Source organism: Streptomyces avicenniae, assembly GCF_000719135.1.
In the GTDB taxonomy this organism is placed as follows: Bacteria; Actinomycetota; Actinomycetes; order Streptomycetales; family Streptomycetaceae; genus Streptomyces; species Streptomyces avicenniae.
Genome location: NZ_JOEK01000004.1, coordinates 84535 through 105759 on the forward strand (window position 1 = coordinate 84535; position 21225 = coordinate 105759).

General features: G+C 72.3%; 15 protein-coding genes. 11 read left to right on the top strand and 4 right to left on the bottom strand.

What is annotated here, in order from left to right:
* Positions 1-68: 68 nt before the first annotated feature.
* The 3 genes from IF27_RS09125 to IF27_RS09135 are packed head-to-tail and all read left to right on the top strand — an operon-like array spanning position 69 to position 8450.
* Positions 69-7592, top strand: coding sequence for a ricin-type beta-trefoil lectin domain protein (locus IF27_RS09125; RefSeq protein ID WP_052848920.1), 7524 nt, complete (start codon positions 69-71; stop codon positions 7590-7592).
* An 11-nt stretch (positions 7593-7603) separates the two neighbouring features.
* Complete coding sequence (locus IF27_RS09130) at positions 7604-7936, top strand: DUF2283 domain-containing protein (RefSeq protein WP_223290974.1); 333 nt, start codon at positions 7604-7606, stop codon at positions 7934-7936.
* Positions 7908-8450, top strand: a complete 543-nt coding sequence (locus tag IF27_RS09135; protein WP_190232877.1) for a DUF4265 domain-containing protein — start codon at positions 7908-7910, stop codon at positions 8448-8450. The genes IF27_RS09130 and IF27_RS09135 overlap by 29 nt, the downstream gene beginning before the upstream one ends.
* A 67-nt stretch (positions 8451-8517) precedes the next feature.
* Here IF27_RS09135 and IF27_RS09140 read toward each other — a convergent pair whose 3' ends face one another.
* Positions 8518-9591 (bottom strand): enoyl-CoA hydratase/isomerase family protein, encoded by a 1074-nt coding sequence (locus IF27_RS09140; RefSeq protein ID WP_052848922.1) that lies wholly within the window; start codon positions 9589-9591, stop codon positions 8518-8520.
* Between the two features lie 233 nt (positions 9592-9824).
* Between IF27_RS09140 and IF27_RS09145 the strand changes: the two genes are divergently transcribed.
* Positions 9825-10646: an FAD binding domain-containing protein gene (locus tag IF27_RS09145; protein WP_052848923.1), complete on the top strand. Its 822-nt coding sequence runs from the start codon at positions 9825-9827 to the stop codon at positions 10644-10646.
* The gene (locus IF27_RS09150) at positions 10643-13360 is read left to right on the top strand and encodes a molybdopterin-dependent oxidoreductase (RefSeq protein WP_052848924.1); all 2718 of its coding nucleotides are present in this window, start codon (positions 10643-10645) and stop codon (positions 13358-13360) included. The genes IF27_RS09145 and IF27_RS09150 overlap by 4 nt, the downstream gene beginning before the upstream one ends.
* Here IF27_RS09150 and IF27_RS30070 read toward each other — a convergent pair whose 3' ends face one another.
* Together IF27_RS30070 and IF27_RS09160 are read right to left on the bottom strand one after the other, a co-directional pair.
* The gene (locus tag IF27_RS30070; RefSeq protein ID WP_110945710.1) at positions 13361-14647 is read right to left on the bottom strand and encodes a methyltransferase domain-containing protein; all 1287 of its coding nucleotides are present in this window, start codon (positions 14645-14647) and stop codon (positions 13361-13363) included.
* A 170-nt stretch (positions 14648-14817) separates the two neighbouring features.
* Positions 14818-15306, bottom strand: a complete 489-nt coding sequence (locus IF27_RS09160; protein WP_110945711.1) for a hypothetical protein — start codon at positions 15304-15306, stop codon at positions 14818-14820.
* A gap of 77 nt (positions 15307-15383) precedes the next feature.
* On the opposite strand from IF27_RS09160, the gene IF27_RS09165 reads away from it, so the two are divergent.
* The 5 genes from IF27_RS09165 (at position 15384) to IF27_RS09185 (ending at position 19253) form a co-directional block, all read left to right on the top strand.
* Positions 15384-16214: a HipA family kinase gene (locus tag IF27_RS09165; protein WP_052848926.1), complete on the top strand. Its 831-nt coding sequence runs from the start codon at positions 15384-15386 to the stop codon at positions 16212-16214.
* Positions 16211-16597, top strand: coding sequence for a DUF3037 domain-containing protein (locus tag IF27_RS09170; protein WP_052848927.1), 387 nt, complete (start codon positions 16211-16213; stop codon positions 16595-16597). The genes IF27_RS09165 and IF27_RS09170 overlap by 4 nt, the downstream gene beginning before the upstream one ends.
* 87 nt (positions 16598-16684) lie before the next feature.
* Positions 16685-17446, top strand: a complete 762-nt coding sequence (gene fabG / locus IF27_RS09175) for a 3-oxoacyl-ACP reductase FabG (protein WP_052848928.1) — start codon at positions 16685-16687, stop codon at positions 17444-17446.
* 117 nt (positions 17447-17563) lie between these two features.
* On the top strand, positions 17564-18235 hold the full coding sequence (ung, locus tag IF27_RS09180) for a uracil-DNA glycosylase (RefSeq protein ID WP_110945726.1): 672 nt from the start codon (positions 17564-17566) through the stop codon (positions 18233-18235).
* A gap of 112 nt (positions 18236-18347) precedes the next feature.
* Positions 18348-19253: a Gfo/Idh/MocA family protein gene (locus tag IF27_RS09185; protein ID WP_052848930.1), complete on the top strand. Its 906-nt coding sequence runs from the start codon at positions 18348-18350 to the stop codon at positions 19251-19253.
* A gap of 28 nt (positions 19254-19281) precedes the next feature.
* Here the strand turns inward: IF27_RS09185 and IF27_RS09190 are convergent, their stop codons facing one another.
* Entirely contained in the window at positions 19282-20193 is a 912-nt protein-coding gene (locus IF27_RS09190; RefSeq protein ID WP_052848931.1) for an undecaprenyl-diphosphate phosphatase, read from the bottom strand.
* A 171-nt stretch (positions 20194-20364) separates the two neighbouring features.
* Here IF27_RS09190 and IF27_RS09195 point away from each other — a divergent pair, with 171 nt between their 5' ends.
* Positions 20365-21216, top strand: coding sequence for a spermidine synthase (locus IF27_RS09195; RefSeq protein WP_052848932.1), 852 nt, complete (start codon positions 20365-20367; stop codon positions 21214-21216).
* The last annotated feature ends 9 nt before the right edge of the window (positions 21217-21225 follow it).

A 21225-nucleotide genomic window follows, 5' to 3' on the forward strand; every position in this document is an offset into this window, starting at 1 on the left:
GGGCAGGGCGGGGCAATGCGCCCCGCGCACGGGCCGCGTGGCGCCGCAGGGCACGCTTCCGTGTCGGCGTGACGCTCACGGTGGTCGGAGCGCTGACGGTCGGGGTGCTCCCGGCCGCCCTCGCCGTACCGCCTCCGGAGGACCGCCGTACCGGCGTCGAACTGGTCGATCTGCCGGAGCCCGAGGCGGCCGACGGCGAGGACGGCGGCGCGTTCACCGAGCTGACGACCGCGGAGATCGAGCAGGCGCCTGAGTACGAGCCCAGCAGGACCACCCTCCCTCCGGGGGACGAGGCGACGACGGCGGTCTCCGGGCTCGCCGCGGGCGAGATGGTCCAGGTGGGCGACCTGCCCGTCGCGGTCGGCGCCCCCGACGAGGCGTCACCGGAACAGGCCCAGGCACTGGAGGGCGACTGGAGCGTCGCCCTCGCCGACCCGGCCGACCTCGTCGCGGCGGACGTCGGCGGGCCGGTCTTCACCGTCACGCCGCCCGACGGGGCCACCGGCGAGGCGGTGGTCGCCCTGGACTACACGGAGTTCACCGAGCTGTACGGCGCCGACTGGGCGGACCGGCTCCAGTTCACGCAGTACCCGGAGTGCTTCCTGACGACGCCGGAGGACGCGGCCTGCACCGAACCGACCGAGGTGCACACCGAGAACGTCACCCAGGAGCGGGACGGCGACGTCGTCGGCGACGGAAGGATCGACGGCACGCGGCGCATCGAGGCGACCGTCGATGTCGCCACCCTGACCGACCCCACGGCTGCCATGGCCACCAGGACCGCCGCGCGGTCCGACGCCCCCCTCGCCACGCTCGCCGCCGCAGCACCGGGCGCCTCCGTCTTCGTCGCCGCCTCGTCCGGCAGCGGCTCGAAGGGCGACTTCTCCGCGACCCCGCTGATCAGCGCGGGGTCCTGGTCGGCCGTCGGCAGCTCAGGCGCTTTCACGTACTCCTACCCCTTGGGCACGCCGAGCGTGCCGAACGGCCCGTCGCCCAGTGTGTCGTTCGGCTACAACTCCCAAGTGGTGGACGGCCGTACCTCGGCCACCAACAACCAGGCGTCCTGGGTCGGCGACGGCTGGGAGTACAACCCCGGCTCGGTCACCCGCACCTACCGTGCGTGCCGTGACGACCGCACCGACGGCAACAACGCCGAGCGCAAGACCGGCGACATGTGCTGGGGCTCCTCGAACGCCACCCTCACCCTCGGCGGTGCCACCACCGAACTTGTCAGGGACGACACGACCGGCCGGTGGGAGACCGCCAGCGGCGACGGGTCCCGCGTCGAACTGCTGACCAACACCTCGTTCGACAACGGTGACGACAACAACGAGTTCTGGCGCGTCACCACTCGTGACGGCATGCAGTACTGGTTCGGCCGCCACCGTCTCCCCGGCTGGTCCGAGGGCGACGAGACGACCGACTCGGTGCTCACCGTCCCCGTGTCGGGCAACCAGCCCGGCGAACCCTGCTACGACGCCGACTTCGCCCGCTCCTTCTGCTCCCAGGCATGGCGCTGGAACCTCGACTACGTCGTGGACACCCACGGCAACGCCATGTCCCTGTGGTGGAACCAGGAGACCAACCATTACGCGCGGAACCTCCAGTTCAAGACCCCTGTCGCCTACGACCGGGCCGGCTACCTCACTCGGATCGACTACGGGCAGCGCGCAGACACCCTCTTCGACGCCGAACCCCTCGCCCGCGTCACCTTCGCCGTCGCCGAACGCTGCTACGCCGAGGACGGCATCGCCTGCACCGAGGACAACTTCACCTCGGGCCACTTCTCTCGCAACCGGATCTGGTACGACACCCCCGCCGACCTCCACTGCGCCGCCTCCGGCAAGGACTGCTATGTCGGGGCGCCCACCTTCTGGTCGCGCAAGCGCCTCAGCACCGTCGTCACCCACACCCAGCGCACGTCCGGCTCCACCACCCTCACCCCGGTGGACCGCTGGACCCTCCAGCAGTCGCTCCCGGCCGAACGCACCGACGAGGGAACCGCGTTGTGGCTGGAGTCCGTCACCCGCGCCGGGTACGGGACCGACGGCGAGACGATCACCCTCAACCCGGTGACGTTCCTCGCCAACACCACCCCGATGCCGAACCGTGTCAGGGAAGGCCCCCAGGACCCCAACCCCACCTTCGACCGGCTCCGCATCGCCCGGATCGTCGGCGAGTACGGCGGCGAGACCGTCATCGACTACGCCACCCCGACCGGTCCCTGCGCCACCGGCAGCAGCTTCCCCGCCCCCGAGGACAACACCGGGCGCTGCTTTCCCGCCCACTGGCACCCGGACCCCGACCGGGCCGACGAGTCCCTCGACTGGTTCAACAAGTACGTCGTGGAGTCCGTGCAGGAACAGCCGGGTGTCGTCGGTGTCCCGCCCGTCACCACGTCCTACGAGTACGTGGGCGGCGGCGCCTGGGCCCTCAACCAGGCCGAGTTCTCCAAGAAGAAGACCCGCACCTACGACCAGTGGCGCGGATACGCCCTCGTCCGCACCGTCACCGGCGCCGACTCCTCCGCCACCTACACCGGCACCGAACGCGGCATGACCGAGGTCCGCTACTTCCGCGGCATGGACGGCGACCCCTTGCCCGGCGGCGGCACCCGCTCGGTCACCGTGCAGGACAGCGCAGGCGACCCGATCGCCACCGACGAACAACCCTACGCCGGACGCGTCGCCGAGCAGATGACGTACACCGCCTACGGCGGGACGCTCCTCACCCGCACCGTGGACCACCCGACGCTACGCGTCCTCGCCACGCGCGACCGCGACGGCGGCGTCCCCGACCTGCACGCGTACCGCGTTCTCACCGACCGGAGCTTCGCGGAGAGCCGGGCCTCCGGCACCCTCCCTGGCGACACCAGGACCACGCGTACCGTCCGCACCCAGACCACCTACGACGACACGTACGGCCTGCCGCTGCGCGTCGAGATGTCCGGCGACACCGGCAGGACAGGCGACGAGAGCTGCACCGTCTCCTCGTACGTTCACAACACCGAACGCCACCTCATCGGTCTTCTCCGGCAGAGCCTCGCCACGGCGGGCCCCTGCGCCGAGGCCGACACCGCGCCTGCCGCCGACTGGCTGGGCGGCACACGCGCGGCCTACGACGGCGGCGCCTACGGGGACGCCCCGCTGGGCGGTCTGCCCACCGCCACCTGGGCCATCACCGGCACCGGCGGCGGCTGGGCACCGAGCGGCACCCTCGGCTACGACGACTACGGCCGCAACACCGGTACGACCGATGCCCTCGGCAACCCGACCTCCACCACGTACGTGCCCGCCACCGGACAGGTGCATCGCATCACCACCACCAACGCCGCCGGTCACACGACGACCACGACCGTTGACCCGGGCCGCGGCACCGCGCTGCGCGAGACCGACGCCAACGACCGCACCAGCACGTACGTCTACGACGCGCTGGGCCGCGCCACCCAGGTCTGGGCGGCGGGCCAGGACGCCGACGGCCCGGCGTCCGCGAAGCTCTCCTACCACGCGGTCCCCCGCGAGCCGGTCCACATCGTCACCTCCAGCCTGGGCGACAACGGCGAGTACCGTGACTCGGTCACCTTCTACGACGGCCTGGGCCGCGAACGGCAGAGCCAGACACCGGCGGTCGGCGACGGACGGCTCATCACGGACGTCCACTACAGCGCCAACGGCACCATTCAGCGCACGGACAACGCCTACTACGCGAGCGGCGACCCGCAGACGGTGATGTACGAGGTCGCCTCGGACTTCCAGATCCCCAACGCGACCCTCTACGCGTACGACGGCCTCGGGCGCACCCTCTCCGAGACCCCCTACGAGGCCGCCATCGCACAGCCGGGCAAGGCCGTGCGCTACGAGTACGGGTACGACCACTCCTCGACCATCAACCCGTCCGGCGCCGCCTCGCAGCGCACCTACGACGACGCCCTCGGCCGCCCCGTACGCGTCGAGACGTATGCCGGGACGGTCCCCGACGGTCGGCGGGCCATCACCTACCAGTACGACGAACGTGGCAACCGTACGTCCATGCGCGACGCCGAGGACAACGCCTGGTCCTGGACGTATGACGCCCGAGGCCGCCAGCTGACGGCCACCGACCCGGACACCGGCACCTCCACGACCACCTATGACGTCCTCGACCGTCCCGTGACGTCGCGGGACGCGCGCGGTGTCACCGTCTGGCACGGCTACGACGACCTCTCCCGCCCGACCGAACAGCGCATCGGCGACAGCGACGGCCTCCTGCTCGCGCGCAGCACGTACGACACCGCGCCCGGCGGCATCGGTCTCCCCACGAGCGAGACCCGCTACACCGACGGGCTGCCGTACACCACCTCGGTCACCGGCTACACAGCCGACTACCAGCCCACGGGGACCCGTGTCTCCCTGCCTGCCTCCGTCGCCCAGGAGTACGGCTTCTCCGAGAGCTACTCGTACTCGTACACCTACACGAGGACCGGGCTGGGGAAGTCCGCCCGCCTCCCGGCGGCGGGCGCCCTGCCCGCCGAAGAGGTCATCACCCGCTACAACGAGGACGGCCTCCCCGTCTCCACCTCAGGCGACGTGTGGTACACGGCCGACACGAGCTACAGCCCGTACGGTGAGATCCTCCGCACCGTCAGTGGCGAGCATCCCAACCGCTTCTGGTCCACGAGCATCTACGACGAGTCCGGCGGTCAACTTGCCAGGACCATCGTGGACCGGGAGGCGATCGGCGACACCACGTCCGTCCCGGGTCATCGGGTGGCGTCCCGCGACTACACGTACGACGACGCGGGCAACGTCACGGGTATCGCCGAGCGCCGGGACACCGTCACCGAGCAGCAGTGCTTCCGCTACGACGCCATCGGGCAGCTCACCCAGGCATGGACATCCGGGGCGACCGACTGTGCCGTCAAGGCCGACGGTTCGCCCGCCTCCCTGTCCGCCGGACCCGCGAGCGACGGCTACTGGCACAACTACTCCTACGACGGGATCGGCAATCGCACCGAGCTGATCCGTCACCACCTCGCCCGGTCGGGCGACACCACGGTCAACGACCCCTCGCGAGACTCCGTCACCACCTCGACGTACGGCCGGCCGGACGGCTCGCGACCGCACACGCTCACCGGGACGGAGAGCGAGTTCTCCACCGACAGCGGGGCTCGTTTCACCGAGAACGGCGCGTGGATCTACGACAGCGCGGGCAACACGGTGAGCCGGACGGACGGAGGTGACAGCCAGACGCTCGCGTGGACATGGGACGGAAGGGTCGAGAAGGTCACCGGCTTCGGCGAGAACGGCGCGGGTGCCTGGACCGGCGTCGGCGGTCGCTGCCTCGACCTGACCGGCTCCGACACCGACCCGGGCACGGCGCTCGAACTGTGGAACTGCAACGGCAGTTCCGCCCAGGAGTTCCGCATCGACGCGTCGGCGTCGGGCAGCGACCCGGCCACGGGCGCACTCAAGATCCTCGGCATGTGCGCCGCGCCCGCCGGGACGGGTGCGGCCGTGGTCATCGCCACCTGCACCGGTGCCGCCGACCAGCAGTGGACGGCGACGGAGGACGGGCACGAGCTGCGTCACGTGGCCACGGGCACCTGCCTGACCGCGCCGGGCGCCTCCCCGAGTGCGGGTACCCCCTTGGTCCTGGCGGCTTGCGGCACGAGCGGCGCCGGGCAGTCGTGGACCCCGGCGAACGAGACCCGGTACATCTACGGCGCCTCCGGCGAGCGACTCTTGGCGGTCAGCGGTTCCGAGCACACCCTGTACCTGGGCGAGACGACCATAGCCACTGACGCGTCGGGCGCGCACGCGTACAGCGAGCGGTACTACTCCCACCCTGGCGCCCCGACGGTCATGCGCCATGTGAAGGACGGCGGCCGGGCCACGGTCTCCGCCCAGGTGACAGACCACCAGGGCACGGCGTACGCCGACGTCACCCTCTCCGGTGGCAGCGCGGTGTCGTTCTCGCGGACGGACCCCTTCGGAGTCGAGCGAAGCCAGGCGACGGGCTGGCGTTCGCACCGATCCTTCGTGGGCGGCGGGGACGACGACAGCACCGGTCTGGTCCATCTCGGCGCGCGGGAGTACGACCCGTACACGGGCCGCTTCCTGTCCGCCGATCCTGTGCTGGACCTGGCCGACCCGATCCAGATGAACGGGTACCTCTACAGCGCGAACAACCCGGTCACCTTCTCCGACCCCTCCGGTCTGATGTGGGGAGACGACATCACGGCACCGGAAGGGACGGAGGCGTGGGCCGACCAGGTGGAGGGGATCACGCTCACCGATGTCGTCCTGAGTACCGGCTGGGCGGTGCTCGGAGACTTTCTCGGCATCAGCGATGCCGTCAGCTGCTTCGGCGGAGGCGACAAATGGGCGTGCGCCGGTCTCATCTTCGACGGCCTTTCGCTCCTGGTGGGAATAGCCAAAGCCCCCAAGATCTGGCGTGCGATCAATGCCACGCTCGATGCCATCAGCGCATGGCGTGCGACGCAGAGGATCGCGAGACAGCTCCGCGCGGCGCTTGAGCGTGCGAGGGCTGCCGACCGAGACGTGGAAGCGATGCTGGACAGGGTCGCCGAGCGTGCTGCGCAGGCGGAGGAAACAGCACGACAGCAGGCGGCGACACGGGCGCGGCAGGATGCGGCGCGGAACTCGGGCAACGGATCGCAGCGCGCGGCGGCCGACCGCTCCGGTCCTGACGAGGCGCCTTCCCGAACCGGGAACAGGGACGGAGCCGGCCCGCGCATGGGTGGTGGGGGGCGATCCCGGAACGCGGACAACGGCTCGACGGGTGGCGCGGCCGGGGAATCGAGCTGCAACAGTTTCGTGGCGGGAACGTTGGTCCTGATGGCCGACGGCTCCGCGCGCCCGATCGAGGAGTTGGGGAACGGCGAACTGGTCGTGGCCACGGACCCGGAGACCGGCGAGACCAGCGTGGAGCCGGTCACGGCGGAGATCACCGGCGAGGGCACCAAGAATCTGGTGCGGATCACGGTGGACACCGACGGCGACGAGGGGGACCGCACGGCGTCCCTGACGGCGACCGACGGCCACCCGTTCTGGCTACCGGAAGTAGGCGCTTGGACCGACGCCACCGACCTGAACCCCGGCCAATGGCTCCGCACCAGTGCTGGCACCCGCGTCCAGATCACAGCGGTCACCCGTTACACGACCACCGCCACCGTCCACAACCTGACCGTCGCCGACCTCCACACGTACCATGTGCTGGCGGGCGAGACGCCGGTACTCGTTCACAACTGTGGAGGATATTTCGACGGCCATGATCCGTCGTGTACATGTGAGGGGCAGCCGGGCAATGATGTAACGCTGAAGCCCGCCCCCGCGCCTGCTCCGCCAAGTGCAAGTTCTGCGTTCACGTCGCATGCCCTTCAGCGTTTGAGTCAGCGCGGAGTTTCGCCGGAGGAGGCTGAGAGAGTCCTCGGAAACCAGCCGTTCTCCTATCTTCATGACGATCAATGGAAGACTGGATACTACGATTCCGGCTCGAAGATCTTCATCGCCAAGACGATCGATGGAAACATCAATACCGTGATGACGAACGTGGACAGGGCTTACATCAATCGACTCACGGGAGGGCGTTGACCATGGCTGAGGTGAGGATCACCTACGATGCCGAGGCAGATGCGGCGTACTTGTATTTCGCTGACCCCCGGGTCGAAACGAGAGTTGCGCGGATGTACCCCTGCGACCCGGTTCAAGTGGAGGGTATGATCAATCTGGATTTTGATGAGGCCAGTCACCTCGTTGGTATCGAAATCCTCGCAGCCCGGTCGAAGCTTCCTGGATATTTGCTTGAAATGGCGGAGCGGGTCGGCCCGAGTGGCGAGTGTAACGGTGCTGTGGCCTGCCGTCGATGCAACAAGGACGAGTCAACGAAGACCGTGGAAGTGCGGGAAGATGAGCTCAGAGACTACCTCGAACCCTAACGGCGGCGAGTCGGTGCCATCGGGTAAGCCTGAGCGGTTGTACAAGGTGGCCTTCGACCTTCCTGAGGAGACTGCCGAACGGGCCCGTGCTTCCGCGGAGCGGCTCTGGACCAGGAAGACCTCCACGCAGTTCGAGGTCCAGGTCCGGAACACGCCCTTCTGCGTAAAGGGAATTTCCTTCGGCGATGTCGCGCGAGTCAGAGCTGATCGCGAACGCAGAGAGTTCGTCTTCGAGAGGTTCGTGTCGGAGGCCGGGCATTCGACCGTCCGTATCATCATCAAGGATAGCGATGTCAGGGACCCGATCGATGCCATGCTCCGTGATTTCGGGTGTTCTTGGGAGATTGACGTGAGCGGCCATCTTTGGGCAATTGATGTGCCTCCCCACGTTGATTATTCGTCCATGAAAGTCGCTCTCCTTCGTGCTGCCGATGAAGGGCAAATCGGCATCGAAGAGGGTGCCCTTGCCAGAGCTCATCGCGAAAGGGGCGGATCGCCGGAGACCGATCGTTGATCAGGCTCACGAACCGCGCCCGGCCGCCCGGGAATCGGCGGCCAGGCCGGCGGTCCCGCTCGTCGGGTCACCTCCCCTGGGGGGTGCTCCTTCTGGTGGCGAGGCCGAGTTCGCGTGGGCCGAGTGGGGTGAAGAAGCGTGCGACGTCCGTCTCGGTGACGTCGCCGAGCTGGGGCGGGGACCAGCGTGGGGCGCGGTCCTTGTCGATGATCTGCGCGCGGATGCCCTCCACCAGGTCGGCGGTGGCGAGGGTCGCGCACGAGACCCGGTACTCCTGGTCGAGGACCTCCTCCAGACTGCCCAGCCCACGGGCGCGGCGTACGGCGGCCAGCGTGACCTTCAGCGCGGTGGGCGACCTGGTGAGCAGCGTCTCGGCGGCCTCCCCGGCGGCCGGGTGACCGTGCGCGCGCAACCGCCGGACGATCTCCTCGACCGTGTCGGCGGCGTAGCAGGCGTCGATCCACCCGCGCAGCCCGGCCAGTTCACCCGGAGGCGGCGGCTGCGCGTGACGGGCGACGGCCTCCCGCGCGGGCAGCTCGGCGAGGTCGTCCACGAGGCGCGGGAGCGCGGCGGACGGCACGAAGTGGTCGGCCAGCCCGCACAGCAGGGCGTCGGCGGCCCCGATCGGCGCGCCCGTCAGGGCGAGATGCGTGCCGAGTTCCCCCGGCGCGAGGGCGAGCAGACGGGTGCCGCCGACGTCCGGCACGAAGCCGATGCCCGTCTCCGGCATGGCGATCCGCGACCGCTCGGTGACGACGCGGACGTCCCCGTGCGCGGAGACGCCGACGCCGCCGCCCATCACGATGCCGTCCATGACGGCGACATACGGCTTGGGAAAGCGGGCGATGCGGGCGTTGAGACGGTACTCGTCGCGCCAGAACGCCTCAGCCGCCGTGCCGTCCCCGTCGCGCGCGTCGTCGTGGACGGCACGGATGTCCCCGCCCGCGCACAGGCCCCGCCCGCCCGCCCCCGTGACGACGACGGTCCCCACGGCCGGGTCGTGTTCCCAGGCGGTGAGCGCGTCGGCGATACGGCGGACCATCGTGTGGTTCAGGGCGTTGAGGGCCCCCGGGCGGTTGAGGACGACGTGGGCGGCCCGTCCGGTGACGCGGAGCAGGACGGGGCTGTCGGCGTCGGTCATCCGAACTCCTCTGTCAGGCCGTGGGTCTCGACGGCACGCAGGTGGAGTGCCATTCTCTCGGCACCATGGTGGCCGAGGCAGCCGTGACCCGTGGGGCGGAACACCGGCCACCGCGTAGCGGTGTCCCGCCCCGCGCCGTTGGACGATCGTCCAGCAACGTCTGCGGAATAACTTCGTGTTTCCGTTCGGTGTACCAATCGTCCGGCACCGGCCTGTGCGCTTAGCTTGCGGGTATGGACCTGAACACGGTGGCGGAGGTGCGCGACGCCCGGCAGCCCGCTCCCTGGCGCCCCGGCGACGCCTGGCTCGCCGGAGGCACGTACCTGTTCTCCGAACCGCAGCCCCACCTCCGCCGCCTGGTCGATCTCGGCCGCACCGGCTGGCCCCCCGTGCAGCGGCGGGAGGACGGCGCGCTGGAGATCGCGGCCACCTGCACCATCACCCAGCTCGCCACGTACGCCCGCGACCTCACGGTCCCCGCCGCGCCCCTGTTCGAGCAGTGCTGCCGGGCGTTCCTCGCCTCGTTCAAGGTCCGCAACGTCGCCACCGTCGGCGGCAACCTCTGCACCGCCCTCCCGGCCGGTCCGATGATCTCCCTCACGGCCGCGCTCGACGGCGAGTGCCTGCTCATCGCGCCGGACGGGACGCACCGCCGCGTGCCCGCCGCCGAGTTCGTCACGGACCCCGGCCGGACGGTCCTCGCCGAGGGTGAACTCCTGCGGTCGATCACCCTGCCCGCCCGCACCCTGGCCCACCGCACGGCGTTCCGGCAGGCGTCCCTGTACGCGCTCGGGCGCTCCGCCGCGCTGGTCATCGGCACGCGCGACCCGGCCGACGGCGCCACGACGCTCACCCTCACGGCCTCGACCGTCCGCCCGGTGCGGCTGCCGTTCCCGGCCCCGCCGACCGCCGGGGCACTGCGCGCGGCGATCGCCTCGGCGGTCGCCGCCGACGAGTGGTTCGACGACGTCCACGGGCTGCCGGAGTGGCGCGCCCACATGACGTACCGCCACGCCGAACAGATCCGCCGCGAGCTGGACGGGGCGCCCGGATGAGGGTCGAGGTGAACGGCCGGTGCCACGACGAGGAGCCGCGCCCCGGCCAGTGCCTGCGCACCTACCTGCGCGACCGCGGCTGCTTCGGCGTGAAGAAGGGCTGTGACGCGGGCGACTGCGGCGCCTGCACGGTCCACGTCGATGGCGAGCCGGTCCACAGCTGCCTCTACCCGGCCTTCCGCGCCGACGGCCGGACGGTCACCACCGTGGAGGGCCTGGCACCCGACGGCGGCGAACTCCACCCCGTCCAGCAGCGGTTCCTGGACGCCCAGGGCTTCCAGTGCGGCTTCTGCACCCCCGGATTCCTCATGACCACCGCCGCCCTGAGCGAGGAGCAACTCGGCGACCTGCCCGGCGCGTTCAAGGGCAACCTGTGCCGCTGCACCGGCTACCGGGCGATCGAGGACGCCGTACGCGGGGTCAGGCACGTGGAGGACCCGGACGCCGGGCAGGCGGTCGGCCGCAGCCTGCCCGCCCCGGCAGGGCCGCAGGTCGTCACGGGCACCGCCCGCTACACGTTCGACCTGGAGGTGCCCGGCGTCCTCCACATGAAGCTGCTGCGCTCCCCGCACGCCCACGCGCGCATCACCGGGATCGACACGGCTGCCGCCCTGCAAGTCCCCGGCGTGCACGCCGTGTTCACCCACCACGACGCCCCACGGCGGCACTTCTCCACCGCCCGCCACGAGCACGCCGAGGAGGACCCGGCCGACACGCGCGTCCTCGACGACACCGTCCGCCACGTCGGCCAGCGGGTCGCCGCCGTCGTCGCGGACAGCGAGGCCGCCGCCGAGGAGGGCTGTCGGCGCGTCCTGGTGACGTACGAGGTGCTGCCCGCCGTGTTCGACCCGGAGGAGGCGATGCGGCCGGGCGCGCCCGTCGTCCACGACAAGGACGCCGGGACGGCGCGGATCGCCCGGCCACGCGAGAACGTCGTCGGCGAGGTGCACGGCGAGATCGGCGACGTCGAGGCCGGGTTCGCCGAGGCCGACGCCGTCCACGAGCAGACGTTCCACACCCAGCGGGTCCAGCACGCCAGCCTGGAGACCCACGGAGCCGTCGCCTGGACGGACGAGGACGGGCGGCTCGTCGTCCGCTCCAGCACCCAGACGCCGTTCCTGACCCGTCGCGCGCTGTGCGCCCTCTACGACCTGCCGCCCGCCCGGGTCCGGGTGCTCACGGGCCGGGTCGGCGGGGGCTTCGGCGGCAAGCAGGAGATGCTCGTCGAGGACGTCGTCGCCCTGGCCGTGCTGCGGCTCGGCCGCCCGGTGAAGCTGGAGTTCACCCGTGCGGAGCAGTTCCTCGGGGCGACCACCCGCCACCCGTTCACCGTGCGGGTCAAGGCGGGCGCGCGCCGCGACGGTACCCTCACCGCGCTTCAGCTGCGGGTCGTCGCGGACACCGGCGCGTACGGGAACCACGGCCCGGCCGTCATGTTCCACAGCGTCGGCGAGTCCATGGCCGTCTACCGCGTCCCCAACAAGAAGGTGGACGCGTACGCCGTCTACACCCACACCGTCCCTGCGGGCGCCTTCCGGGGCTACGGCCTCGGGCAGGTGATGTTCGCCGTCGAGTCCGCCTTCGACGACCTCGCCCGCCGCCTCGCGATCGACCCGCTGGAGTTCAAGGCCCGCAACATCATCGGCCCGGGCGAGCCGATGGTCACCCCGGGCGGCGAGGACGAGGACCTGCACGTCGCCAGCTACGGGCTGGACCAGTGCCTGGCGATCGTCCGCCGCGCCCGCTCCGAGCCCGGCGGCGAACCAGCGCCGGACGGCTGGCTGGTCGGGGAGGGCGCCGCCCTCGCCATGATCGCCACAGGACCGCCGGGCGGCCACCTCGCCGACGCCACGGCCGCGCTGCTCCCGGACGGCACCTTCGACCTGGCCGTCGGGACCGCCGAGTTCGGGAACGGCACGACCACCGTGCACCGGCAGATCGCGGCGGGTGAACTCGCCACCACGGTCGGCCGGATCTCCGTCCGCCAGTCCGACACCGACGTCGTGCGCCACGACACCGGCGCCTTCGCCTCGACAGGCGTCGTGGTCGCGGGCAAGGCCACGCTGCGCGCCGCCCACGCCCTCGCCGCCCGGCTGCTGGACTTCGCCGCCTCCCACCTGCGCGTCCCGCGTGCCCACTGCCGACTCGCGGAGGACGCCGTGCTGTACCCCGGGGGCCGTCTGCCGCTGAAGGAGCTGTACCCGGCGGCGCGGGCGGTCGGGGTCGCACTCGCCGCCGACGGCCACTTCGGCGGGACGCCGCGCTCCGTCGCCTTCAACGCGCACTGGTTCACGGTGGCCGTCGCTCCCGACACCGGCGAGATCCGCGTCCTGCGCAGCGTCCACGCGGCCGACGCCGGGATCGTCATGAACCCGATGCAGTGCCGGGGCCAGGTGGAGGGCGGCGTGGCCCAGGCGCTCGGCGCGGCCCTCTTCGAACATGTCCGTATCGACGCCGAGGGGCGGGTCGGGACGGCGGCCTTCCGCACCTACCGCCTCCCGCAGTTCGCCGACGTCCCGCGCACCGAGGTCCACTTCATGAGGACGGCGGACGCCATCGGCCCGCTCGGCGCCAAGTCGATGAGCGAGAGCCCGTTCAACCCGGTCGCCCCTGCCCTCGCCAACGCCCTGCGCGACGCGACCGGCGTCCGCTTCACCACGCTTCCCCTGACCCGCGACCGGGTGTGGCTGGCGCTGCGCGACCGCCCCGCGTGATCACCCGGCCGGGTCCCGGACACGGGCCGCCCGGGCCAGGAAGTGGTGGGGGCCGTCCTCGTAGGCGAGCGGTTCCCAGCCCGCCGCCTCCAACGTCTCGCGCAGCTCGCCCTCGGCCAGCGGGTCGCCCGCTTCCGGGGAACGGCCGTGGCGGACGGCGTGTTCGGCGCGCGAGGAAGGGGCGAAGAGCAGCAGGACCCCGTCGCGGGCCGTGACGCGCGCCCACTCGCGCAGGGCCGCCGCCGGGTCGGGGACGTGCTCGACCAGTCCCGCGCTGAACACGCCCTGGACCGAACCGGTCGCGAACGGGAGGCGGCACGCGTCGGCCAGCGTCAGGTGCCCGTGCCGCCGTCGCCCGCTGCGCGTCGCGGCGTCGAGCATCGCCGGGGTGAGGTCGATGCCGACGACGGTCCCCGCCGCGCCGACCTGGGCACGCAGCGCGGGCAGGGCACGGCCGGTCCCGCAGCCGAGGTCGAGCACGCGCCCACCGGGGCGCATCCCCATCCGTCCGGCCGCCGCTGCGTAGCGGGGCCCGTCGTCGGCGAACCGCTCATCCCACGTGGCCGCACGCCGGGTGAAGAACGCACGGGCCGCCGTCCGCGTGGCCCGCCCGGCGACGAGAGCCGCGAAGCGCGCGAACACGCCGTCGCGGTGCGGCGCGAGGTCGGCGATCGCGGCGGGAGTGGCCTCCAGCAGGTCCGGTGCGTGAGCGGCCTCTTCAGGGAAGGCCTCGGCGAACGCGGCGACCGCCGCCTCATCGACCTCCAGGTGGAACTGGAGCCCCCACGCCGAGCCGCCGATCCGGAACGCCTGCACCGGATAGCTGTCGCAGGAGGCCAACAGCGTCGCCCCGTCCGAGAGATCGACGGTGTCACCGTGCCAGTGCAGGACGCGCAGCCGCTCGGGGACCGCCTGGAACAGCGGGTCGGCGCGTGCAGCCTCGGCCGTCCGGACGCCGCCCCAGCCGATCTGCGGGCCGACACCCGGCCGCGCGGCACCCCCTGCCGCGACAGCCAGGAGCTGAGCGCCGAGACACACGCCCAGCACGGGCACGTCGGCCTGCAACGCCGCTTGCAACAAGGCCAGTTCCCGGTCGCGGGCGGGGAAGTCGTCGTAGGCGGCCATCGGCCCGCCCATCACCACGAGGCCCACGAGCCCGTCCACCGTCCCCGGCACCTCGTCACCGGCCCACGTCCGGCAGACGCGGACGGGGAGCCCGGCCGCTTCGAGCGCCGTGCGGACGGCGTACGCCCGTTCCTGGGGGACATGCTCCACGATCTGGATCACGACCCATCACCTCCCGCACGACCGTACCCGGCCGCCGGGCCGCGACACAGGCACTTGCGAGCCAACTGGCTGGCTGTGTGTCGCAGATGCGATGCCAGATACGCGATCACCCACGCACGTGCGGGACGCGCTCAGCCGGTGTCCCGCGCCGACCTCGCGGTGGCGGGGCGTCAGGACGGGGCCGCGTCCACGTTCCACACCTCGGGCAGATCGGCGCCGCAGAAGACGCAGACGAAGTCGCCCTCACGCACGATGTTGTGCTCCTGGCAGCCGGAGGGCCGCACCAGCCCTGCGGCGTCCACGGCGTGCGCGACCGCCGCCCACGAGCCGACGTCGGGGCAGTACCCGGTTGACTGGTTGCTGACCTCGCCCACGGCCCACCGGCCCGCCTCGCGCAGGAAGCCGATCTCACCGGCGCTCAGGACCGGTTCCCCCTCGGCGCAGGCCACGTGCTCACTCCGCCGTGGCGCCAGCCGCAGCACACCGTCCGTGCCGACCACGAAGGTGAACGGTTCCGCCAGCTCCGGCGCCGACCGCCGGGCGACCCAGCCGTCGAAGTCGGCCGCCGAGCCGATCCGGCACCCGCCTCCGCCGGGCCGGACCATGGCCGTCAGCTCGACCGGCCCGACATACCGGTAGCTCCGCCCCCGCGCACGCACGGGGGCCAGCCTATCCGCGCCGGACCACGGGGAGCCGGGCGCGGGTTTGGTGGCCGGGTGGCGGATAGCCTGGCGCAATGCTCACGGAAGTCACCGCCACCCGCTATGTCACGCCCCTGCGGGAGGGCGGGTCGCTGCCCGGGATCGTGGAGGCCGACGATCTCGGCACGTACGTGATGAAATTCACCGGCGCGGGCCAGGGGCGCAAGTCGTTGGTTGCCGAGGTGGTGTGCGGCGGGATCGCCAGGCGGCTGGGGCTGCGGGTGCCCGAGCTGGTCGGGATATGGCTCGACCCGGTGATCGGCCTGGGGGAGCCCGACCAGGAGGTGCAGGCTCTGCTCAAGGCGAGCGGCGGGCTCAACCTGGGCATGGACTACCTGCCGGGCTCCCTCGGCTTCGACCCGCTCGCCTACGAGGTCGATCCGCTGGAGGCCGGACGCGTCGTGTGGTTCGACGCCCTGGTCGGCAACGTGGACCGCTCCTGGCGCAACCCCAACCTCCTCGTCTGGCACGGCGACCTGTGGCTCATCGACCACGGCGCCTCGCTGATCTGGCACCACAACTGGCCCACGGCCGCCACCTCGGCGGCCAGGCCCTTCGACGCCTCCGACCACGTCCTCGCCCCCTTCCGCCCCGACGTCGCCGCCGCGTCGGCCGCGCTCGGGCCCCGCGTCACGCCTGAGCTGCTGGCCGCCGCCGTGGCCGACGTCCCCGACGCCTGGCTCGCCGACGAACCCGGCTTCGACAGCCCGGCCGACGTGCGCGACGCCTACGCCACGACGCTCGCCGCCCGCGCCGACGGGCTCGCCGACCGGATCACCATCGGCGCCCCCACCCCCGACCGCCCCTCCCAGGCCCCCGGCTGGCTGACCGGCCGTCTCCACCGCACCGACGGGAGCACCCGATGAGCACCGGCCGCGACGTGTTCGAGTACGCGGTCCTGCGCGTCGTCCCCCGCGTGGAGCGGGGCGAGTTCATCAACGCCGGGGTGCTCGTCTACTGCCGCGCGCGCTCGTTCCTCGCCGCCCGCACCCACCTGGACGAGGCCAGGCTGCGCGCCCTGGACCCCGGCGCCGACGTCACCGGCGTCCGGGCCGCGCTGCACGCCGCCGAGTGCGTCTGCCGGGGAGGCCCCGGCGCAGGCGCGGCGGCGGACGACGAGACGGGCCGCCGCTTCCGCTGGCTGGTCGCGCCCCGCAGCACCGTCGTCCAGCCGGGGCCGGTGCACACCGGGCTGACGGGCGATCCCGCCGCCGAGCTGGACAGGCTGCTGGCGATACTGGTCCGTTGACAGGGGGCGGCGCGGCTCCTAGCGTCGTCGCCACGGGAGTTACCGGCCGGTAGTGGCCGGTCGGCGCGGGCGAGGAGAGGGTCTTCCATGGCGCGGAGCGAGCAGCGGGTAGCGGTCGTCACCGGCGCGGCCAGGGGCATCGGCGCGGCCACCGCCGTCCGGCTGGCCGCCGAGGGCCGCGCGGTCGCCGTGCTCGACCTGGACGAGGCGGCCTGCGCCGGGACGGTGGAGCGCGTCCGGGCGGGCGGCGGGACCGCGTTCGCCGTGGGCGCCGACGTGTCCGACACCGAGGCGGTGACGGCCGCCGTCGCCCGGGTCGCCGACGCGCTCGGCCCGCCCGTCGTCCTCGTCAACAACGCCGGTGTCCTGCGCGACAACCTGCTGTTCCGTATGACCGACAGCGACTGGGACACGGTCCTCGGCGTCCACCTGCGCGGCGCGTTCCTCATGGCGCGTGCCTGCCAGAAGCACATGGTGGACGCCGGGTTCGGCCGCATCGTGAACCTGTCGTCCAGCTCCGCGCTCGGCAACCGGGGGCAGGCCAACTACTCCGCGGCCAAGGCGGGGTTGCAGGGCTTCACCAAGACCCTCGCCATCGAGCTGGGCAAGTTCGGGATCACGGCGAACGCCGTCGCGCCCGGCTTCATCGCCACCGACATGACGGCGAGCACCGCCGCGCGGGTGGGCGTCGGGTTCGACGACTTCCAGGCGGCGGCGGCCGACCGCATCCCCGTGCGCCGCGTGGGCCGCCCCGAGGACGTGGCGAACGCCGTCGCCTTCTTCACCGGCGAGGACGCCGGGTTCGTGTCGGGCCAGGTCCTGTACGTGGCGGGCGGCCCCCTCGACTGACGCCGCCCGCGCCCGACTCCCGGGGAGTGGCACGCCGTTGTCAGTGCATGCCGGTACGTTGAGCCCATCAACGGATCACGGATCCCTGATCTACCCGGAGGTTCAGAGGTGACCGGCATGCTGCCCGAGTCCTGGCAGGACGTTCTTGGCGAGGAACTCGACAAGCCCTACTTCAAGGAGCTGACCGAGTTCGTCGAGGAGGAACGGGCGCGCGGACCGGTGTACCCGCCCCGCGACGAGGTGTTCGCCGCCCTGGAGGCGACGCCGTTCGACCAGGTCAAGGTGCTCGTCCTCGGCCAGGACCCGTACCACGGCGAGGGCCAGGGCCACGGCCTGTGCTTCTCCGTCCGCCCCGGCGTGCGGACGCCGCCCTCGCTGCGGAACATCTACAAGGAGCTGCACGCCGAGAAGGGCCTGCCCGTCCCGGACAACGGCTACCTGATGCCGTGGGCCCGGCAGGGCGTCCTGCTGCTCAACGCGGTGCTGACGGTGCGCTCGGCCGAGCCCAACTCACACAAGGGCAAGGGCTGGGAGAAGTTCACCGACGCGGTGATCCGCGCCGTCGCCGACCGCGAGGACCCGGCCGTGTTCGTCCTGTGGGGCGCGTACGCGCAGAAGAAGCTGCCGCTCATCGACGCCGAGCGGCACGCCGTCGTGAAGGGCGCGCACCCCTCGCCGCTCTCGGCGAAGAAGTTCATGGGCTCACGGCCCTTCACCCAGATCGACGAGGCGATCGCCGCGCAGGGACACGCACCGATCGACTGGCGCATCCCCGACCTCGGCGCCTGACCCCGGCGGCCGTGTCCCTCCCGCCGCCCGGCGGCGGGGGCGGCACGGCCGTCCGCGTATGCTTCCGCTCCACGGCACCGCCTCTTCCGGCCAAGGACAGCGAGGAGCACGCGTGAGAGTCGGCGTGATAGGGCTCGGCGACATAGCCCAGAAGGCATACCTGCCCGTGCTCACCACGCGGCCGGGCGTCGAACCGCACCTGTGCACCCGCACCCCCGCCACGCTCGAACGCGTGGGCAGCGCCTACCGCGTGCCGCAGGCCCACCGGCACGCCGACCTGGACGCGCTGCTCGCCGCGCGCCCCGACGCGGCGTTCGTCCACGCCCCCACCGCCGCGCACCCCGAGATCGTGACGCGGCTGCTGACGGCCGGGATACCCACGTTCGTGGACAAGCCCCTGGCCTTCCGCCTGGACGACGCGCGCCGCCTCGCCGACCTGGCCGACGCCCGCGAGGTCGGCCTGACCGTCGGCTTCAACCGCCGCCACGCGCCCGCGTACGCGCACTGCCTCGACCACCCGCGCGACCTGGTCGTCCTCCAGAAGCACCGCCGCGGCCTCCCGGAGGACCCGCGCCGCATGGTCTTCGACGACTTCATCCACGTCGCCGACACGCTGCGCTTCCTCGTGCCTGGCCCCGTCGAGGACGTCCACATCAGCACGCGGGTCCGCGACGGGCTGCTGCACCACGTCGTCCTGCACCTCTCCGGCGACGGCTTCACCGCCATAGGCGCCATGAACCGGCTCTCCGGCTCGGCCGAGGAGATCCTGGAGGTCTCGGGCGCGGACGCGAAGCGCGAGGTCCGCGACCTGGCGGCCATCGTGGACCACAAGGGCCAGCCCAGCGTCAGGCGCCGGGGCGACTGGGTGTCCGTGGCGCGCCAGCGCGGCATAGAGCAGTGCGCGGTCGCCTTCCTCGACGCCGTGCGCGCGGGCCGCACCCCCGACGCCAGGGACGCCGTGCTGACCCACGAGCTGTGCGAGCGGATCGTCCGCGCGGCGGAGGCCGGGGCGGGCTGACGGCCCGCGCGGCCCGGGGGCGGCGGCGTCAGCTGTCGGTCGTCGGGATCTCGTCGCCGCCGGTGCCGATCTCGTCGCCCGCGTGCGGCTCGACCACGCCGAACCAGATCAGCACCAGCAGCACCAGGCCGATCACGATGCGGTACCAGACGAACGGCATGAAGCTGCGCGTCGAGATGTACTTCATGAACCAGGCGATGATCGCGTAGCCCACGCCGAAGGCGATCACGGTCGCGAAGATCGTCGGCCCCCACCGGACGTGCGAGCCCTCCTCGCCGATCGACGTCAGCTCGTACGCGCCCGACGCCACGACCGCCGGGATCGCGAGGAGGAACGAGTAGCGCGCCGCCGCCTCCCGCCGGTAGCCGAGGAACAGCCCGCCGGTGATCGTCGCGCCCGACCTGGACACGCCGGGCACCAGCGCCATCGCCTGGCACAGACCGAACAGCAGGCCGTCACGGACGCTGAGCCGGTCGAGGTCCTTGCGCTCCCGCGTCGCCCGGTGCCGCCCGCCCACCGCGTCACGCATCGCCATCCGGTCCGCGACGCCCAGGATGATCCCGAGGACGATGAGGTTCACGGCGATCAGCCGCAGGTCGCGGAACGGGCCCTCGATCGCGTCCTGGAGCGTCAGGCCGAGCACGCCGATCGGGATCGAGCCGACGATCACCAGCCAGCCCATCCGCGCGTCCGGGTCGGAGCGGGCCGCCCTGTCGGTCAGCGAGCGGAACCAGGCGCCGACGATCCGGACGATGTCCTTGCGGAAGTAGATGATCACCGCCGCCTCGGTGCCGATCTGGGTGACGGCGGTGAACGCCGCTCCCGGGTCCTGCCAGTCGAACGCGACGGCCGTCAGCCGCAGATGGGCACTGGACGAGATCGGCAGGAACTCCGTCAGCCCCTGCACGAGCCCGAGGATCAACGATTCGAACCAAGACATGGACTCTGCGGCATCCCGGGGAGGCGAGCGGGCAACAGGAGGAGAACGGTGGAGACGGTGAAGAAGGGGTGGGCGGGACACACTCTAAGCCAGACGCCCGGCCGCCCCGCACAACGGACCACGCCGTGCCCGGCCGTCCCGGGGGGCCCGCGGAGGCGCGACAATGGGGCGGTGACCGAGCCGATTCCCGTCGTGCGGGCCGTGGACCTGGGCACCGCCCGCCTCCTGCCCGACCTCGACCGGCCGCGCGCCTGGCTCCTCACCGTGGACGGCGCGCCCCAGTCGTACGTGGACCTGACCGATCCCGTTCACCTGGAGTTCGAGTACGTCCGGCGCATCGCGCACGTCCTGGACGTGGCGGCCCCGCCCGGCGCCCCCCTCGACCTCCTCCACCTGGGCGGCGGCGCCCTCACCCTGCCGCGCTACGCCGCGGCCACCCGCCCCGGCTCGCGGCAGCGGGTCGTCGAGGCCGACCGGGCGCTCGCCGCGCTCGTCGCCGAACGGCTGCCGCTGCCGCAGGACAGCGGCGTCACCGTCGAGACCGCCGACGCGCGCGACGCCGTCGCCCACGCACCGGCGGCGTCCGCCGACGTGGTCGTCGCCGACGTGTTCGGCGGCTCGCGCGTCCCGGCCCGCCTCACCTCGCTCGGTTACGCGCGCGACGCCGCCCGCGTCCTGCGGCCCGGCGGCCTGTACGCGGCCAACGTCGCGGACGCCGCGCCGTTCACGTTCCTGCGGCCCCAGCTCGCCACGCTGGCCGCCGTCTTCGCCGAGGTGTGCCTGATCGCCGAGCCCGCGACCCTGCGGGGCCGCCGCTTCGGCAACGCCGTCCTCGTCGCCGGGCACGCCCCGCCGCCGCTCGCCGCGCTGACGCGCCGCGCCGCCGCCGACCCGTTCCCGGCGCGCGTGGTCCACGGCCCGGCGCTCGCGGAGCTGATCGGCGACGCCCGGCCGGTCGAGGACGCCGCCGCCGTGCCCTCGCCCCGGCCCCCGGCCGGTGCTTTCGGCACGCCCCGCGCCTGACGGCGCCCT

Excerpts from the sequence above, each read along its gene's own strand:
- IF27_RS09170 (WP_052848927.1), top strand. The coding sequence starts at position 16,211 with ATGAGCACCGGCCGCGACGTGTTCGAGTACGCGGTCCTGCGCGTCGTC.
- IF27_RS09165 (WP_052848926.1), top strand. The coding sequence starts at position 15,384 with ATGCTCACGGAAGTCACCGCCACCCGCTATGTCACGCCCCTGCGGGAG.
- ung (WP_110945726.1), top strand. The coding sequence starts at position 17,564 with ATGCTGCCCGAGTCCTGGCAGGACGTTCTTGGCGAGGAACTCGACAAG.
- IF27_RS09135 (WP_190232877.1), top strand. The coding sequence starts at position 7,908 with ATGAGCTCAGAGACTACCTCGAACCCTAACGGCGGCGAGTCGGTGCCA.
- IF27_RS09140 (WP_052848922.1), bottom strand. The coding sequence starts at position 9,591 with ATGACCGACGCCGACAGCCCCGTCCTGCTCCGCGTCACCGGACGGGCC.
- IF27_RS09150 (WP_052848924.1), top strand. The coding sequence starts at position 10,643 with ATGAGGGTCGAGGTGAACGGCCGGTGCCACGACGAGGAGCCGCGCCCC.
- IF27_RS09145 (WP_052848923.1), top strand. The coding sequence starts at position 9,825 with ATGGACCTGAACACGGTGGCGGAGGTGCGCGACGCCCGGCAGCCCGCT.
- IF27_RS09190 (WP_052848931.1), bottom strand. The coding sequence starts at position 20,193 with ATGTCTTGGTTCGAATCGTTGATCCTCGGGCTCGTGCAGGGGCTGACG.
- fabG (WP_052848928.1), top strand. The coding sequence starts at position 16,685 with ATGGCGCGGAGCGAGCAGCGGGTAGCGGTCGTCACCGGCGCGGCCAGG.